Here is a 16126-nt window from a genome sequence, read left to right on the forward strand (position 1 = left end):
CCCGCATCGCCCAGGCCGAGGCGGTGCGCACCGCCGCGGCCGGCCGGGTGGCCGGGCCGCAGGTGCAGGGCCAGCTGGCGGGCAGCCGCGGCCGGCAGGCTGCCGACATGCCGCCGGCCACCAGTGCCAGCGCCGGCCTGCAGGCGAGCTGGGAGCTGGACCTGTTCGGCGGCCTGCGCGCGGCGCGCCAGGCCAGCGAGGCCCGGCTGGGCGGCGCCCAGGCCGACTGGCATGCGGCACGCGTCTCCCTGGCCGCCGAGGTGGCCGACCAATTGCTGGCGCTGCGCGCCTGCGAGCAGCTGGCCCAGGTGGCCGGCGACGAAGCCCGCTCGCGGGCCGAATCGGCGCGGCTGTCGGCCATCGTCCAGCGCGCCGGTTTCGAGAGCCCGGCCAATGCCGCCCTGGCCCAGGCCACGGCCGCGCAGGCGGCGCTGGCGGCCAGTGCCCGCCAGGTGCAGTGCGACCAGCAACTGCAGGGCCTGCAGGCGCTGACCGCGCTGGCCCCTGACGAACTTCGCCAACAACTGTCCCCGCGCAGCGCGCGCCTGCCGCAGCCGGCCCAGCTGGCCGTGGTGGCGGTGCCGGCCCAGGCCCTGGCGCAGCGGCCCGATCTGCGCAGCAGCGCGCTGGCGCTGGAGGCCGCCGCCGCCGATGTCGACGAGCGCCGCGCCGCCCAGCGCCCGCGGGTGGCCTTGAGCGGCAACCTGGGTCTGGGCCTGGCCCGCAGTGCCGGTGTGTCGAGCAACGGCAGCGTCTGGTCGATCGGCCCGCTGGAGGTGACGCTGCCGCTGATCGATGGCGGCGCCCGCCAGGCCAGCACCACCGCGGCCCGGGTGGCTTACGACGCCGCCCAGGTGGCCTACCAGGCCCAGCTGCGCAACGCGCTGCGCGAGGTGGAGGACGCCCTGCTGCGCCTGCGCGACGGCGACCGCCGCCGCGCCGATGCCCAGGCCGCGGTGGCCGGCTTCGCTCAGGCGCTGATGGCCACCGAGCAGCGCCAGCGCGCCGGCCTGGCCAGCCGGCTGGAGCTGGAGGACGCCCGCCGCAACCTGCTGCAGGCCCGCCTGCAGCAGACCGACACCGACCGCGAGCAGGTGGCCGCCTGGATCGCCCTGTACCGCGCCCTCGGCGGCGGCTGGACGCCTGCCGACGCCGCGCCGCCGCTGGCCGCCAACGGCCGCTGAGATGCCGTGAAAGACCTGACCATGTCCGCACCCACCCTGTTTGTTGCCGGCCTGCTGGCGCTGGCCGCCAGCCTGGCCGCACCGGCCCGGGCCCAGGCTCCGGCCGCCTCGGCGCCGGCCAAGGCCGCACTCACCGTCACCGTCACCAGCCCCACCATGGCCCGGGTGCCGGTGCTGCTGCAGGCCAACGGCAACATCGCCGCCTGGCAGGAGGCCCTGGTCGGCGCCGAAGCCGCCGGCCTGCGCCTGGCCACGGTGACTGCCGACGTGGGCCAGCGGGTGCGCCGCGGCCAGGTGCTGGCGACGCTGGCGGATGAGACTGTCCGTGCCGACCTGGCCCAGGCCCAGGCCGCGCTGGCCGAGGCCGAGGCCACGCTGGCCGAGGCCGCCGCCAATGCCGAGCGCGCCGCCAGCCTGCAGGACAGCGGCGCACTCAGCGCCAGCCAGATCCAGCAGTACGCCACCGCCGCCCTCACCGCCAAGGCGCGGCTGGCGGCCCAGCGTGCGGCCGTGCAGTCGCAGCAGCTGCGGCTGAAGCAGACGCAGGTGCTGGCGCCGGACGACGGCATCGTCAGCGCCCGCAGTGCCACCGTGGGCGCGGTGGTCGGCAGCGGCCAGGAGCTGTTCCGACTGATCCGCGGCGGCCGGCTGGAATGGCGGGCCGAGCTGCCGTCGGCCGACCTGGCCCGGGTGCGCCCCGGCCAGGCCGCCACGCTGACCACGCCCGCAGGCCGCACCGTGGCCGGCACGGTGCGCCAGGTGGCGCCCACGGTGGATGCCGCCACCCGCAACGGCCTGGTCTATGTCGACCTGAAGCCCGGCCCTGACAGTGATGCCCGCGCCGGCATGTTCGCCCGCGGCAGCTTCGTCTTCGACGCCGCGCCTGCGCTCACCCTGCCGGCCAGCGCGGTGCTGCTGCGCGACGGCTTCAGCGTGGTGATGCGGGTGGGCAGCGACAACCGGGTGCAGCAGACCAAGGTGCAGGTGCTCTCGCGCGATGCCGACCGCGTGGCCGTGCAGGGCCTGCCGGCCGACGCCCGCGTGGTGGCGCGCGGCGCCGCCTTCCTGAGCGACGGCGACACGGTGCGCGTGGTGGCCGATGCCCCGCCGGCCGCGCCCGCCCGCGCCGCCAGCCGCTGACCGGCCCCGTCCGCCCCGCACCCGAGGCCCCCGCCATGAATGTCTCCGCCTGGTCGATCCGCAACCCGATCCCGGCCCTGATGCTGTTCGTGCTGCTCACGCTGGCCGGCCTGATGGCCTTCCGCGCGATGAAGGTGCAGAACTTCCCCGACCTGGACCTGCCGACGGTGACGGTCAGCGCCAGCCTGCCCGGCGCCGCGCCGGCCCAGCTGGAGACCGAGGTGGCGCGCAAGATCGAGAACGCCGTGGCCTCGGTGCAGGGCGTCAAGCACATCTACAGCAAGATCACCGACGGCAGCAGCACCACCACCGTCGAGTTCCGTCTGGAGAAGCCCACCCAGGAGGCGGTGGACGATGTGCGCGATGCGGTCAACCGCATCCGTGCCGACCTGCCCGGCGACCTGCGCGATCCGCAGATCACCCGCGTCAACCTGTCGGGCACGCCCATCCTCACCTACACCGTAGCCTCGCCGCGGATGGACGACGAGGGCTTAAGCTGGTTCGTCGACAACGACATCACCAAGGCCCTGCTCAGCGTCAACGGCGTGGGCTCGGTGGCGCGGGTGGGCGGCGTCAGCCGCGAGGTGCAGGTGGCGCTGGACCCGGCGCGCCTGCTGGCCCTGGGCGCCACCGCGGCCGATGTCTCGCGCCAGCTGCGCCAGGTGCAGCAGGATGCGTCGGGCGGCCGCAGTGATCTCGGCCGCGCTGAGCAGGCGGTGCGCACCATCGCCACGGTGCAGTCGGCCGAGCAGCTGGGCCGGCTGGCCATCCCGCTGCCCGACGGCCGCCATGTGCGGCTGGACCAGGTGGCCACCGTCACCGACACCGTGGCCGAGCGGCGCAGCGCCGCCCTGCTCAATGGCCAGCCGGTGGTGGGCTTCGAGATCACCCGCAGCCGCGGCGCCAGCGAGCTGGAGGTGGATGCCGAGGTGACCCGCGTGCTGGCCGAGGTGCGCGCTGCCCATCCCGACCTGACCATCACCCAGGCCTTCAACATGGTCGACCCGGTGGTCGACAACTACGACGGCTCGCTGGTGCTGCTGTACGAAGGCGCCTTCCTGGCGGTGGTGGTGGTGTGGTTCTTCCTGCGCGACTGGCGCGCCACCTTCGTGGCCGCGGTGGCGCTGCCGCTGTCGGTGATCCCGGCCTTCATCGGCATGTGGTGGCTGGGCTTCTCGATCAACGTGGTCACGCTGCTGAGCCTGTCGCTGGTGGTGGGCATCCTGGTGGACGACGCCATCGTCGAGATCGAGAACATCGTGCGCCACCTGCGCATGGGCAAGAGCCCGTACCAGGCGGCGATGGAGGCGGCCGACGAGATCGGCCTGGCGGTGATCGCCACCACCTTCACGCTGATCGCGGTGTTCCTGCCCACCGCCTTCATGAGCGGCATTCCGGGCAAGTTCTTCAAGCAGTTCGGCTGGACGGCAGCGCTGGCGGTGTTCGCCTCGCTGGTGGTGGCGCGGGTGCTGACGCCGATGATGGCGGCCTACCTGCTCAAGCCCATCCCGGCCGACAAGCGCCATGTGCCCGATGGCCGCATCATGCGTGGCTACATGGCCAGCGTGGCCTGGTGCCTGAAGCACCGCATCCTCACCGCGCTGGCGGCGGCGGCCTTCTTCGTCGGCTCCATCCTGCTGGTGCCGCTGCTGCCCACCGGCTTCATCCCGGCCGACGATTTCGGCCAGACCCAGGTCAGCATCGAGCTGCCGCCGGGCAGCACCTTCGACGACACCCGCGCCGCGGCCGAGCGGGCGCGGGCCCTGGTCAGCGCCAACCCGCATGTCAAGCAGGTCTACACCGCCATCGGCGGCGGCATGTCGGGCGCCGATCCGTTCGCCGGCGGCGGTGGCGGTGGTGAGGTGCGCAAGGCCACGCTCACCATCAACCTGACGGCACGCGCCGACCGCCCCGGCCTGCGCAAGCAGACCATCGAGGGCGAGCTGCGCCAGGCCATGCAGCAGCTGCCCGGCGCGCGGGTCAAGGTGGGCCTGGGCGGCTCGGGCGAGGCCTATGTGCTGGTGCTGTCGGGCGACGACGGCGCCGCGCTGGCCGAGGCCGCCCGCGCGGTGGAACGCGACCTGCGCAGCATCCCCGGCCTGGGCAACATCGCCAGCAGCGCCAGCCTGGTCCGGCCCGAGCTGGTGCTGCGGCCCGACACGGCGCGTGCCGCCGATGCCGGCGTCACCACCGCCGCCATCGCCGACACGCTGCGCATCGCCACCAGCGGCGATTTCGACAGCAGCCTGCCCAAGCTGAACCTGGCCCAGCGCCAGGTGCCCATCGTGGTGAAGCTGCGCGACGACGCGCGGCAGGACCTGGCCCTGCTGGGCCAGCTCACCGTGCCCGGCAAGGCCGGCCCGGTGATGCTGGCCAACGTGGCCACGCTGGGCCTGGAGAGCGGGCCGGCGCAGATCGACCGCTACGACCGCCAGCGCAACATCAACTTCGACATCGAGCTGAACGGCCAGCCGCTGGGCGACGTGGCGGCGGCGGTGCAGAAGCTGCCCAGCCTGCAGCAGCTGCCCGCCGGCGTGCGCCAGACCACCATCGGCGATGCCGAGGTGATGAACGAGCTGTTCGCCAGCTTCGGCCTGGCCATGCTGACCGGCGTGCTGTGCATCTACATCGTGCTGGTGCTGCTGTTCAAGGGCTTCATGCAGCCGGCCACCATCCTGGCGGCGCTGCCGCTGAGCCTGGGCGGCGCCTTCGTGGCCTTGCTCATCACCCACAGCGCCTTCAGCATGCCGTCGCTGATCGGGCTGATCATGCTGATGGGCATCGCCACCAAGAACTCCATCCTGCTGGTCGACTACGCCATCATCGCCCGGCGCGAGGGCATGAACCGCTGGGACGCGCTGCTCGACGCCTGCCACAAGCGCGCCCGCCCGATCGTGATGACCACCATCGCCATGGGGGCGGGCATGATGCCCATTGCCCTGGGCTGGGGCGCCGACCCGAGCTTCCGCCAGCCGATGGCGGTGGCGGTGATCGGCGGCCTGATCACCAGCACGGTGCTGAGCCTGCTGGTCATCCCGGTGGTGTTCACCTATGTCGATGACCTGGTGCAGCTGGCCGGCCGGCTGTGGCGCCGCGGCCGGCCGGCCACGCCGGCACCGGTGGAGGCCACGCCACCCGCGGGCTGAATGCCCGACATCCCTTGGCAGCAGGCCGTCAGCCGGTCTGTGCCACCATCAACCCAAACCCTGGGCTGAGCGTGCTCCCCGCGCCGGCCCGACCGTCCGATTTCCACCATGCCCGACACCATGCGCCATCCCCAACCCTTCCTGCCGACGCGTGCGGCCCGCCGGCCTGCGGCGTTGCCGCTGGCGCTTGTCCTGCTGGCCGTGCTGGCCGCCTGCAGCCCCGGCGCTGACGCGCCCAAGGGCGGCGGAGGTGGTGGCGGTGGCGGCATGCCGCCGGCCACCGTGGGCGTGGTCACGGTGCAACCGGCCGAGGTGCCGCTGGTCACCGAGCTGCCCGGCCGCCTGGAAGCCTGGCGCACCGCCCAGGTGCGCGCCCGGGTGCCCGGCATCGTCGCCAAGCGGCTGTTCACCGAGGGCAGCGAGGTCAAGGCCGGCCAGCCGCTCTACCAGCTGGACGACGCGGCCTACCGCGCCACCGTGGCCAGCGCCGAGGCGGCCGTGGCCCGTGCCGATGCCGCCGTGGCCCAGGCCCAGGCCCAGGTGCAGCGCAACCAGCCGCTGGCCGAGGCCAAGGCCATCAGCGCCCAGGAATGGCTGCAGACCCAGACCACGCTGAAGACCGCCCAGGCCGATGCCGCCACCGCCCGCGCCGCACTGCAGACCGCGCGCATCAACCTCGACTACGCCGCCATCAAGGCGCCGATCGCCGGCCGCATCGGCCGCGCCCTGGTGACCGAAGGCGCCCTGGTGGGCCAGGGCGATGCCACGCAGATGGCGCTGATCCAGCAGACCGGCACGCTGTACGTCAACTTCACTCAGAGCGCGGCCGAGGTGCTGCGCCTGCGCAAGGCGCTGGAGGCCGGCCAGCTGCAGCGCGCCGCCGGCAGCCGCGCCGCCGAGGTGCAGGTGGTGCTGGACGACGGCAGCCTCTACCCGCTGCCCGGCAAGCTGCTGTTCAGTGACCCGGCGGTGGATGCCGCCACCGGCCAGGTGAGCCTGCGCGCCGAGCTGCCCAACCCGCAGGGCCTGCTGTTGCCGGGCCTGTTCGTCAAGGTGCGCATCGTGCAGGCCACCAGCGCGCAGGCCATCAAGCTGCCGCAACAGGCCGTCACCCGCGGCGCCAGCGGCGACACGGTGCTGGTGGTGGGCGCCGACAACAAGCCCGCGCCGCGGCCGGTCAAGGTGTCCGGCAGCCAGGGCAGCGATTGGGTGATCACCAGCGGCCTGGCCGCCGGCGACCGCGTCATCGTCGACGGCGTGCAGAAGATGATGCCCGGCGCGCCGGTCAATCCGGTGCCGTGGTCGCCGCCGGGCAAGCCCGGCGCGGCGCCTGCAGGCGCGGCTTCAGGTGCATCGGCACCGGCTGCCGCCGCGCCGGCTGCCTCCACGGCCGCCAGCCGCTGACCGGGAGCCACGCACATGCTCTCGGGTTTCTTCATCGACCGGCCGATCTTCGCCTGGGTCATCGCGCTGTTCATCGCGGTGCTGGGCGGCGCGGCCATCACCAAGCTGCCGGTGGCGCAGTACCCCACGGTCGCGCCGCCGTCCATCGTCATCAACGCCGCCTACCCCGGCGCCTCGGCCAAGGTGCTGGAGGACAGCGTGCTGTCGGTCATCGAGCAGGAGCTCAATGGCGCGCCGGGCATGATCTACATGGAGTCGGTGGCCCAGGCCAACGGCGGCGGCGCCATCACCGCCACCTTCGAGCCCGGCACCAATGTCGACCTGGCGCAGATCGAGGTGCAGAACCGGCTGTCGCGCGCCACGCCGCGGCTGCCGGCGGCGGTGGTGCAGCAGGGCGTGCGCATCGACAAGGCGCGCTCGAACTTCCTGCTCTTCGTCTCGCTGACCAGCAGCAACCCGGCGGATGACCCGGTGAGCCTGGGCGACTATGCCGCCCGCTACATCCAGCCCGAGCTGCAGCGCATCGCCGGCGTCGGCCAGGCGCAGCTGTTCGGCACCGAGCGGGCCATGCGCATCTGGCTGGATCCGGCCAAGCTGGTGTCCTACGGCCTGCAGCCGGCCGACGTCAACAACGCGGTGCGGGCGCAGAACGCCCAGGTCTCGGCCGGCACCCTGGGTGAACAGCCCGGCGTGCCCGGCCAGCCGATGAGCGCCACCGTGGTGGTCAATGGCCAGCTGGCCAGTGCCGAGCAGTTCGGCGCCATCGTGCTGCGCGCCAACACCGACGGCAGCAGCGTGCGCCTGCGCGATGTCGCCCGCATCGAGCTGGGTGCCCAGGGCTACGGCAGCTTCTCGCGGCTGAACGGCCAGCCCAGCGCCGGCATCGGCGTGCAGCTGGCGCCCACCGGCAATGCCCTGGCCACCGCCGACGCGGTGAAGAAGCGCATGGCCGAGCTGAAGGTCTACTTCCCGCAGGGCGTGGACTACAAGGTGCCGTACGACAGCAGCAAGTTCGTGCGCATTTCCATCCAGCAGGTCATCGAGACCCTGGTGGAGGCGGTGGCGCTGGTGTTCGTGGTGATGCTGGTCTTCCTGCAGAACCTGCGCTACACGCTGATCCCCACCATCGTGGTGCCGGTGGCCCTGCTGGGCACCTTCGGCATGCTGCTCACGCTGGGCTACAGCATCAACGTGCTCACGCTGTTCGGCATGGTGCTGGCCATCGGCATCCTGGTCGACGACGCCATCGTGGTGGTGGAGAACGTCGAGCGGCTGATGGCCGAGGAGGGCCTGAGCCCGCGCGACGCCACCCGCAAGGCCATGGGCCAGATCACCGGCGCGGTGATCGGCATCACCGTGGTGCTGGTCAGCGTGTTCGTGCCGATGGCCTTCTTCGGCGGCGCGGTGGGCAGCATCTACCGGCAGTTCTCGCTGAGCATGGTCTCGGCCATCCTGTTCAGCGCCTTCCTGGCGCTGACGCTGACGCCGGCGCTGTGCGCCACCTTCCTCAAGCCGATCAGCAGCCATGCCGAGCGGCGCGGCTTCTTCGGCTGGTTCAACCGCGGCTTCAAGCGCACCACCCATGGCTACGAAGGCCAGGTGGCGCGCATGCTGCCCCGGGCCGGCCGCTGGATGCTGGTGTTCGGCATCATCGTGGCGATCGTCGGCTGGGCCTATGTGCGCCTGCCTTCGTCCTTCCTGCCGAATGAAGACCAGGGCTACCTGATCGTCAACGTGCAGCTGCCGCCCGGCGCAACGGTGGAACGCACCACCGCGGTGATGCAGCAGGTCGAAGGCTTCTTCGCCAAGCAGCCCGAGGTGGACCAGGTGGTGGCGGTGATCGGCTTCAGCTTCTCGGGTCAGGGCCAGAACGCCGGCCTGGTGTTCGTGCCGCTGAAGGACTGGAGCGAGCGCAAGGGCCCCGGCCAGTCCGCGCAGGCCTTGGCCGGCCGTGCCTTCGGCGCCTTCATGGGCATCCGCGATGCCTTCGTCTTCCCGCTGAGCCCGCCGCCCATCCCCGAGCTGGGCACCGCCACCGGCTTCAACTTCCGCCTGCAGGACCGCGGCGGCAACGGCCACGAGGCGCTGCTGGTCGCGCGCAACCAGCTGCTGGGCATGGCCCGGCAGAGCAAGGTGCTGCAGGGCGTGCGCCCCGACGGCCTGGAGGATGCACCGCAGCTGCAGCTGGACATCGACCGCGAGCGGGCCTATGCCCAGGGCGTGGGCTTCGACAGCATCAACGCGGTGCTCAGCACCGCGCTGGGCTCGTCGTATGTCAACGACTTCAACAGCCGCGGCCGGCTGCAGCGGGTCATCGTGCAGGCCGATGCGCCGGCGCGCATGGTGCCGGAAGACCTGCTGAAGCTGCAGGTGGCCAACAGCCGCGGCCAGCTGGTGCCGCTGTCGGCCTTTGCCAGCACGCGCTGGATCAGCGGCTCGATGCAGACCACCCGCTACAACGGCTACCCGGCCATGCGCCTGGCCGGCGATGCCGCGCCCGGCCGCAGCACCGGCGAGGCGATGGACGAGATGGAGCGGCTGGCCAGGCAGCTGCCGCCGGGCTTCGGCTTCGAATGGACCGGCCAGAGCCGGGAGGAGAAGCTGTCGGGCTCGCAGGCCACCATCCTGCTGGCCTTCTCGATGCTGGCGGTGTTCCTGTGCCTGGCTGCGCTGTACGAGAGCTGGGCCATTCCGGTGGCGGTGATGCTGGTGGTGCCGCTGGGCGTGCTGGGTGCGCTGGGCGGCGTGTGGCTGCGCGACATGCCCAACGACGTGTACTTCAAGGTCGGCCTGATCACGGTGATCGGCCTGTCGGCGAAGAACGCGATCCTGATCATCGAGTTCGCCAAGGACCTGCAGGCCGAGGGCAAGAGCCTGATCGAGGCCACGCTGATGGCCTGCCACCTGCGCTTCCGGCCGATCGTGATGACCTCGCTGGCCTTCATCCTGGGCGTGCTGCCGCTGGCCATCTCCACCGGCGCCGGCGCCAACAGCCAGCGCGCCATCGGCACCGGCGTGATGGGCGGCATGATCACCGCCACCCTGCTGGCGGTGTTCCTGGTGCCGGTGTTCTTCGTGGTGGTGCGCCGGCTGTTCCCGGCCTCGGGCGGCGCGCCGCACGGCACCCCGATCACCGCCCCGCTGCCGGTGCCGCACGTGCCCTCGCGCGTGCCCGCCAACCCCGCCAACCCCGGAGACCCGGCATGAGCCGCGCCCTGATGTCCTCCCCACGCCCGCGCCTGGCGCGCTGGCCGGCCGCCCTGGCCGCCGGCCTGCTGCTGGCCGGCTGCGCCACCGCCCCCGACTGGAAGGCCCCGCCGGCCGACCAGGCCCTGGCCCAGGCCGCCGTGCCCACCCGCCTGCCGGCCGCCGCCGGCGCTGCCGACGTGGCGCCCGCCCTGCCCTGGGAGCAGGTGGTCACCTCGCCCCGCTTGCGCGGCTGGGTGACCCAGGCGCTGGCCCACAACCGCGATCTGCGGGTGGCCGCGGCCAACGTGCAGCGCGCCCGCGCCCAGCTCAGCGCCACCGACGCCAACCGCCTGCCCACGGTGGGTGCCGGCCTGAATGCCAGCCGGTCGCCCGACAGCAAGGGTGAGCAGGCCAACACCCTGACGGCCGGCGTGCAGCTGGCCAGTTGGGAGCTCGACCTGTTCGGCCGCCTGGCCAACCTCAGCGAGGCCGCATTCGCCCAGTGGCTGGCCACCAGCCAGGCCCAGCGCGCCACCGAGCTCAGCGTGGTGGCCGCGGTGCTGCAGGCCAGCCTGGCACTGCAGGCCGACGACGAGCTGCTGGCCCTGGCCCGCCAGACCCTGGCCAGCCGCGAGCAGACGCTGAAGCTGGTGCAGCTGCGGGAATCGGCCGGTGCCGCCAGCCAGCTGGAGCTGCAGGCCCAGCTGGGCCTGGTGGCCCAGGCGCGGGCCACGCTGGCCCAGCTGGAGCGCCAGCAGGCGCAGGACACCAACGCCCTGGCGCTGCTGCTGGGCGGCCCGGTGCAGGCAGCGCCGGCGGCCGCCGGCACGGCGCTGGCCGGTGATGCCTGGTTGGCCGAGGTGCCGGCCGGCCTGTCGTCGGCGGTGCTGCTGCGCCGGCCCGACGTGATGCAGGCCGAATCGGCGCTGCGCGCGGCCGATGCCAACATCGCCGCGGCCCGTGCGGCCTTCCTGCCCAGCATCAGCCTCACCGGCCAGGCCGGTCAGGTCTCGCCGCAGCTGTCGGGCCTGTTCCAGGGGGGCAACTTCGCCTACACGGCGGCGGCCAACCTGGCGCTGACGGTCTTCGACGGTGGCCGCCGCCAGGCCAACCTGGAGAGCGCCCAGGCCGCCCGCGTGGCCGCCCAGGCGCAGTACGAGCGCGCCATCCAGGCCGCGTTCCGCGAGACGGCCGATGCGCTGGCCGGCGGCGCCACCTGGCGCAACCAGCGCGAGGCGCTGGAGCTGCAGCGCAGCGCCGCCCGCGAGACCGCGCGGCTGACCACATTGCGGGCCGAGCAGGGCGCGGCCAGCACGCTGGAGCTGCTGGAGGCCCAGCGCAGCCTGTTCGCCGCCGAGCAGGCGGTGCTGCAGGCCCGGCTGGGCGAGCTGAACAACCGCGTGGCGTTGTTCAAGGCGCTGGCGGGCTGAGGCCGTTCAAGAGCTTGCCCGCAGGCATGCGGGCAGAGCCTTCGCCAGCCACGTATCGCCTGTCGGCGATCCGTGCGCGGGCTCAGCGGTCGACCGGGCCGGCCTGCAGGTCGGTGCCGTCGACGGCCCGCACGAACTGCAGCGCATAGCAGTGGCTGAAACCGGGCGGTGGCGGCTGCTCGGCAAAGGCGGCCCCATGGATGGCCGCCACCTTGGCCACCACCCGGTGGCCCAGGCCCAGGCCCAGCGCGGTGCTGGTGGTGGCGGCGGCCTGGGCCGGCGCTGCGCCCGGCAGCGGGCCGTTGCACACCAGCACCAGGCCGTCGGCGGCCTCCAGCCGCAGCTCCACGAGCGTGGGCCCGGCCGAGTGCACCAGCGCGTTGTCCACCAGGTTGCCCAGCGCCAGGCCCAGCAGCAGGGCATGGCCCTGCACGGTGAAGGGCACCTCGCCCACCAGGGCCAGGTCATGGCCGCCGGCCAGCGCCGCCTCGGCGCGCTCGGCCAGCACCTGCCGCGCCAGCGCGACCAGGTCCACCGGCGCGGCGGCGTCCACCAGGGCGGTGCGGCTGGCGCGGGCCAGGGTCAGCAGCTCGCCCAGCACCTGGCCGGCGCGCATCGCGTCCTGTTCCAGCCGGGCCAGCGCTGCCGGCGTGGCGGTGTCTGGCGCGTCGCGCAGTGCGCGGGCCTGCAGCACCAGGGCCGACAGCGGCGTGCGCAGCTCGTGCGCCAGCTCACTGGCCAGCTCGCGCTCACGCGCCAGCGCGGCGTGGTAGCGCTGCACCAGGGTGTTGATGGCCCGCACCATGGCACCGAACTCGGCCGCCGGGTGCGGGCTGCGCAGACCCTGCCCGGGCCCGTCGTCGACACGCAGCGTCCGCACGTCGTCCGACAGGTCCTGCAGCGGCCGCAGGCCACGCCGCAGCGCCAGGCCCAGCCCCAGGGCCAGCGCCGGCAGCAGCCACAGGCCGGGCGCGGCCACCTGGCTGGCGATGTCCCAGCCCAGCTCGGTGCGTTCGGCTTCGTTGACCAGCACCATCACCCGCCGCGCCGGCCCGTCCACCGACCAGCGCGCGAAGCTGCGCCAGGCCTGCGGCGGCGTGCCCAGCTGCAGGGTCTCGAAGCCCTCGCCGCGGCCGAAGGGCGGCAGCGGCGCGCCGCCATGCTGGGCCAGCACGCGGCCGTCGGCATCCCACACCACCAGGCTGATGGCCTGCTGGTATTCATGCAGCGCCGGCAGCTCCACCGCGGCGGTGGGCGGTTGCGGCGTGGCCGGCAGCCAGCGCACATCCAGCGCCATCAGCGCAGCCACGCTGGCCAGCTGGCCATCGACCAGCTCGTCGGTCTCGTGCCGTCCGGCCTGGTAGCCCGTGGCCACGAAGCTCAACCACAGCAGCCCCAGTGCGCCCAGGCACCAGGCCAGCAGGTGGCTGAACAGCGTGGTCGCCGGCTTCACGGCGCCTCGCCGATGCAGTAACCCACGCCGCGCAGCGTGCGGATCAGGCCGTCGCCCAGCTTCTTGCGCAGGTGGTGCACATGCACCTCGATGGCGTTGCTCTCCAGCGCGCCGTCCCAGCTGTAGAGGCCGGCCTCGATCTGCGCCCGCGACAGCACCCGCGGCCGCGCCTCCAGCAGCAGCAGCAGCACCGCGAATTCGCGGCCCGACAGCGCCACCGGCAGGCCGGCGCGCTGCACCGTGCGGGCGGCCGGGTCCACGAGCAGGTCGCCATGCTGCAGCAGCGGCTGGCCACGGCCGGCGGCACGGCGGCGCAGGGCGCGCATGCGGGCGGCCAGCTCGTCGGGGTCGAAGGGCTTGGTGACGTAGTCGTCGGCACCCAGGTCGAGTGCACCGATGCGGCTGGCCACCTCGTCGCGGGCGGTCATCACCAGCACCGGGGTGTGGGGGTCGGGCAGGCCGCCGGCCGGGGTCGCGCGCAGCCGGCCGAGCAGGCGGCTGCCGTCGCCGTCGGGCAGGCCCAGGTCCAGCAGCAGCAGGTCGAAGGGCTCGGCGCACAGCGCCGCCCAGCCCGCCGCCAGGCTGGCGGCGGTGTCCACCGCATGGCCCTGGCGGCCCAGGTGGGCCACCAGGCCGTCGGCAATCCGGCTGTCGTCTTCCAGCACCAGCACGCGCATGCCCCGGATTGTGCGGGCCGATCCGGCTGGCATCCTGCGCGGCTTAATCTGGGCTTAAGCGCCCGTGTCCATCCTCTCGCCCTGTCCATGCTGTTCGACTCCCTGCCTGCCGTGGCGCTGCCCTCCGTTCCCTCGTCCCTGGCCCCAGCGGCCACCATCCCCATCCCCACCCCACTGCCACGCCAGTGGGCGCTGGCCATGCTGTGCACGGCCCTGGCCTTCCTGGCCTGGGAAGCCGCCGGCGGCGACCGCTGGCTGGCCGACCTGGCCGGCACGGCCGCCGGCTTTCCGCTGCGCAACCACTGGCTGCTCGACAACGGGGTGCACAGCCTCGGCCGCCTGGTGGCCTGGGCCCTGGCGCTGGCGCTGTGCCTGGGCGTGTGGTGGCCGCGCGGCCCGCTGCGCCAGCTGACGCTGGCGCGCCGCCTGCAGCTGGCCGGCGGCGTGCTGTTGTCGGTGGCGGTGGTGTCGCTGCTGAAGTCGGTCAACCCCGCCGCCTGCCCGTGGAACCTGGTGGCCTACGGTGGCGTCGTCGAGCCGGTGTCGCACTGGCTGTGGTGGGCCGCACCGGCGGGCGGACGCGGCGGCTGCTTCCCGGCCGGCCATGCCAGCGCCGGCTTCGCCTTCGTGGGTGGCTACTTCGTCTTCCGGCCGGTGGCACCCGTGCTGGCGCGGCGCTGGCTGCTGGCCGCGCTGGCCGCCGGCCTGCTGCTGGGCCTGTCGCAGCAGTGGCGTGGTGCGCACTTCATGAGCCACACGCTGTGGAGCGGCTGGCTGTGCTGGTGCCTGGGCTGGGCGCTGGACACCGCCTGCCGCCGTTTCGACCGTGCCACCCCTGGCACTGTGGCGGCCGCATGAGCGCGCAGCCTGTGGACGGCGGGCGCGGCCCGCTGCGCCTGGTGCTGGCCACCAGCGCGGCCATGGCCACGCTGGGCAACTGGCCGCTGTGGCAGGCGCTGGCCGAGCTGGGCCTGCTGCAGTCGGCCAAGGGCTGGGGCCTGGCGGCGGCGCTGGCGGTGGCGGTGTTCGGCGCCCTGGTGGCGCTGCAAAGCCTGCTGGCCTGGCGCTTCACGCTCAAGCCGGTGGCCATCTTCCTGCTGCTGGCGGCGGCGGCGGGTGCGCACTACATGCTGGCCTACCGCATCGTCATCGACCAGACCATGCTGGTGAACGTGCTGCAGACCAACCCCGGCGAGGCGGCCGACCTGCTGAGCCTGCGCATGGTGGCCACCCTGGTGCTGGGCGGCCTGCTGCCTGCCTGGCTGGTGTGGCGCACGCCGGTGCAGCCCGCGCCGTGGGGGCGCCAGCTGGGACACAACCTCGGCGCGGCCCTGGTTGGCCTGGCCCTGGTGGTGGCGGCGGTGCTGGCCAGCTTCCAGCCGCTGTCGTCGACGATGCGCAACCACAAGCAGCTGCGCTACCTGCTCAACCCGCTGAACAGCGTGTACGCCCTGGGCATGGTGGCCAGCGAGCCGCTGCGCCGCAACGACCGCGTGCTGCTGCCGCTGGGCACCGATGCCCGGCTGGGCCCCAGCCATGCCCCGGGTGCCAAGCCGCCGCTGCTGCTGCTGGTGCTGGGCGAGACGGCGCGCGCCGGCAACTTCGCGCTCAACGGCTATGGCCGGCCGACCAACCCGGCGCTGTCCCAACTTCCGGTGGTCAGCTGGCGCAATGCCTGGAGCTGCGGCACCAACACCGCCGCCTCGGTGCCCTGCATGTTCTCGCACCTGGGCCGCGAGGACTTCGCCAGCCGCCAGGCCAACCACGAGAACCTGCTGGACGTGGCCCAGCGCGCCGGCCTGGCCGTGCTGTGGCTGGACAACCAGGCCGGCTGCAAGGGCGTGTGCGCCCGCGTGCCGAATGTGGAGACCGGCAACCTGAAGCACCCCACGCTGTGCAGCGACGGCGAATGCTGGGATCCGATCATGCTGGACGGCCTGGATGCCCGCATCGCCGCGCTGCCTGCCGCGCAGCGCGACAAGGGTGTGCTGCTGGTGATGCACCAGATGGGCAGCCACGGCCCGGCCTACTTCAAGCGGGTGCCGCCGGCGTTCAAGCGCTTCCTGCCCGAGTGCAGCACCATCAACCTGCAGGACTGCAGCCGCGAGCAGCTGCTCAACGCCTACGACAACACCATCGCCTACACCGACCAGTTCCTGGCCCAGGCCATCGGCTGGCTGCAGCAGCACCAGGCCAGCCACGACACGGCGATGGTCTATGTCTCCGACCATGGTGAATCGCTGGGCGAGAACAACCTCTACCTGCACGGCCTGCCTTATGCCATCGCGCCGGATGTGCAGAAGCAGGTGCCCTGGATCACTTGGCTGAGCCCCGGCTTCGCCCAGCGCCAGAAGCTGGATGCCGCCTGCCTGGCCGGTCGCGCCGATGCCGCCATCTCGCACGACCACTACTTCCATTCGGTGCTGGGCCTGCTGGATGTGCTGACCAGCGTCTACCAGCCGCGGCTGGACGCCTACGCCGCCTGCCGCGGGCGCTGAACCCG

10 protein-coding genes are annotated in these 16126 nt (G+C 73.2%); 8 read left to right on the top strand and 2 right to left on the bottom strand.

Translation table 11 applies throughout. The features are described 5' to 3' along the window. The 6 genes from FFT10_RS25665 to FFT10_RS25690 form a co-directional block, all read left to right on the top strand. Nucleotides 1-1184, top strand: a 1184-nt coding sequence (locus FFT10_RS25665) for a TolC family protein (protein ID WP_137735738.1), incomplete at its 5' end; no start/stop codon positions are given. Between the two features lie 21 nt (nucleotides 1185-1205). Next, entirely contained in the window at nucleotides 1206-2324 is a 1119-nt protein-coding gene (locus tag FFT10_RS25670; protein WP_137735739.1) for an efflux RND transporter periplasmic adaptor subunit, read from the top strand. Between the two features lie 35 nt (nucleotides 2325-2359). Then, on the top strand, nucleotides 2360-5470 hold the full coding sequence (locus FFT10_RS25675; RefSeq protein ID WP_137735740.1) for an efflux RND transporter permease subunit: 3111 nt from the start codon (nucleotides 2360-2362) through the stop codon (nucleotides 5468-5470). 120 nt (nucleotides 5471-5590) lie between these two features. Continuing rightward, nucleotides 5591-6874 (top strand): efflux RND transporter periplasmic adaptor subunit, encoded by a 1284-nt coding sequence (locus FFT10_RS25680; protein ID WP_137735741.1) that lies wholly within the window; start codon nucleotides 5591-5593, stop codon nucleotides 6872-6874. A 15-nt stretch (nucleotides 6875-6889) separates the two neighbouring features. Beyond that, complete coding sequence (locus FFT10_RS25685) at nucleotides 6890-10081, top strand: efflux RND transporter permease subunit (protein WP_137735742.1); 3192 nt, start codon at nucleotides 6890-6892, stop codon at nucleotides 10079-10081. After that, nucleotides 10078-11493, top strand: coding sequence for an efflux transporter outer membrane subunit (locus FFT10_RS25690; RefSeq protein ID WP_228027313.1), 1416 nt, complete (start codon nucleotides 10078-10080; stop codon nucleotides 11491-11493). The genes FFT10_RS25685 and FFT10_RS25690 overlap by 4 nt, the downstream gene beginning before the upstream one ends. Nucleotides 11494-11575: 82 nt before the next feature. Here FFT10_RS25690 and FFT10_RS25695 read toward each other — a convergent pair whose 3' ends face one another. Further along, nucleotides 11576-12946 (bottom strand): histidine kinase dimerization/phospho-acceptor domain-containing protein, encoded by a 1371-nt coding sequence (locus tag FFT10_RS25695; RefSeq protein WP_137735743.1) that lies wholly within the window; start codon nucleotides 12944-12946, stop codon nucleotides 11576-11578. Continuing rightward, nucleotides 12943-13623, bottom strand: a complete 681-nt coding sequence (locus FFT10_RS25700) for a response regulator transcription factor (protein WP_137735744.1) — start codon at nucleotides 13621-13623, stop codon at nucleotides 12943-12945. The genes FFT10_RS25695 and FFT10_RS25700 overlap by 4 nt, the downstream gene beginning before the upstream one ends. A gap of 87 nt (nucleotides 13624-13710) precedes the next feature. Between FFT10_RS25700 and FFT10_RS25705 the strand changes: the two genes are divergently transcribed. Together FFT10_RS25705 and FFT10_RS25710 are read left to right on the top strand one after the other, a co-directional pair. Further along, nucleotides 13711-14481 carry a phosphatase PAP2 family protein gene (locus FFT10_RS25705; protein ID WP_162520928.1) on the top strand — a complete coding sequence of 257 codons (771 nt, stop codon included), beginning with the start codon at nucleotides 13711-13713 and terminating at the stop codon, nucleotides 14479-14481. Then, a complete protein-coding gene (locus tag FFT10_RS25710) occupies nucleotides 14478-16121 on the top strand; it encodes a phosphoethanolamine transferase (RefSeq protein ID WP_137735746.1) in 1644 nt (547 codons plus the stop codon). Before FFT10_RS25705 ends, FFT10_RS25710 begins: the two co-directional genes overlap by 4 nt. Nucleotides 16122-16126: the final 5 nt, after the last annotated feature.

Origin of the sequence: Pseudaquabacterium pictum (assembly GCF_005403045.1) — a bacterium.
Taxonomy (GTDB): domain Bacteria; phylum Pseudomonadota; class Gammaproteobacteria; order Burkholderiales; family Burkholderiaceae_C; genus Pseudaquabacterium; species Pseudaquabacterium pictum.

Bases quoted from the DNA above. Each gene is read 5' to 3' on its own strand.
- FFT10_RS25670 (WP_137735739.1), top strand. From the start codon at position 1,206: ATGTCCGCACCCACCCTGTTTGTTGCCGGCCTGCTGGCGCTGGCCGCC.
- FFT10_RS25675 (WP_137735740.1), top strand. From the start codon at position 2,360: ATGAATGTCTCCGCCTGGTCGATCCGCAACCCGATCCCGGCCCTGATG.
- FFT10_RS25680 (WP_137735741.1), top strand. From the start codon at position 5,591: ATGCGCCATCCCCAACCCTTCCTGCCGACGCGTGCGGCCCGCCGGCCT.
- FFT10_RS25685 (WP_137735742.1), top strand. From the start codon at position 6,890: ATGCTCTCGGGTTTCTTCATCGACCGGCCGATCTTCGCCTGGGTCATC.
- FFT10_RS25690 (WP_228027313.1), top strand. From the start codon at position 10,078: ATGAGCCGCGCCCTGATGTCCTCCCCACGCCCGCGCCTGGCGCGCTGG.
- FFT10_RS25700 (WP_137735744.1), bottom strand. From the start codon at position 13,623: ATGCGCGTGCTGGTGCTGGAAGACGACAGCCGGATTGCCGACGGCCTG.
- FFT10_RS25705 (WP_162520928.1), top strand. From the start codon at position 13,711: ATGCTGTTCGACTCCCTGCCTGCCGTGGCGCTGCCCTCCGTTCCCTCG.
- FFT10_RS25710 (WP_137735746.1), top strand. From the start codon at position 14,478: ATGAGCGCGCAGCCTGTGGACGGCGGGCGCGGCCCGCTGCGCCTGGTG.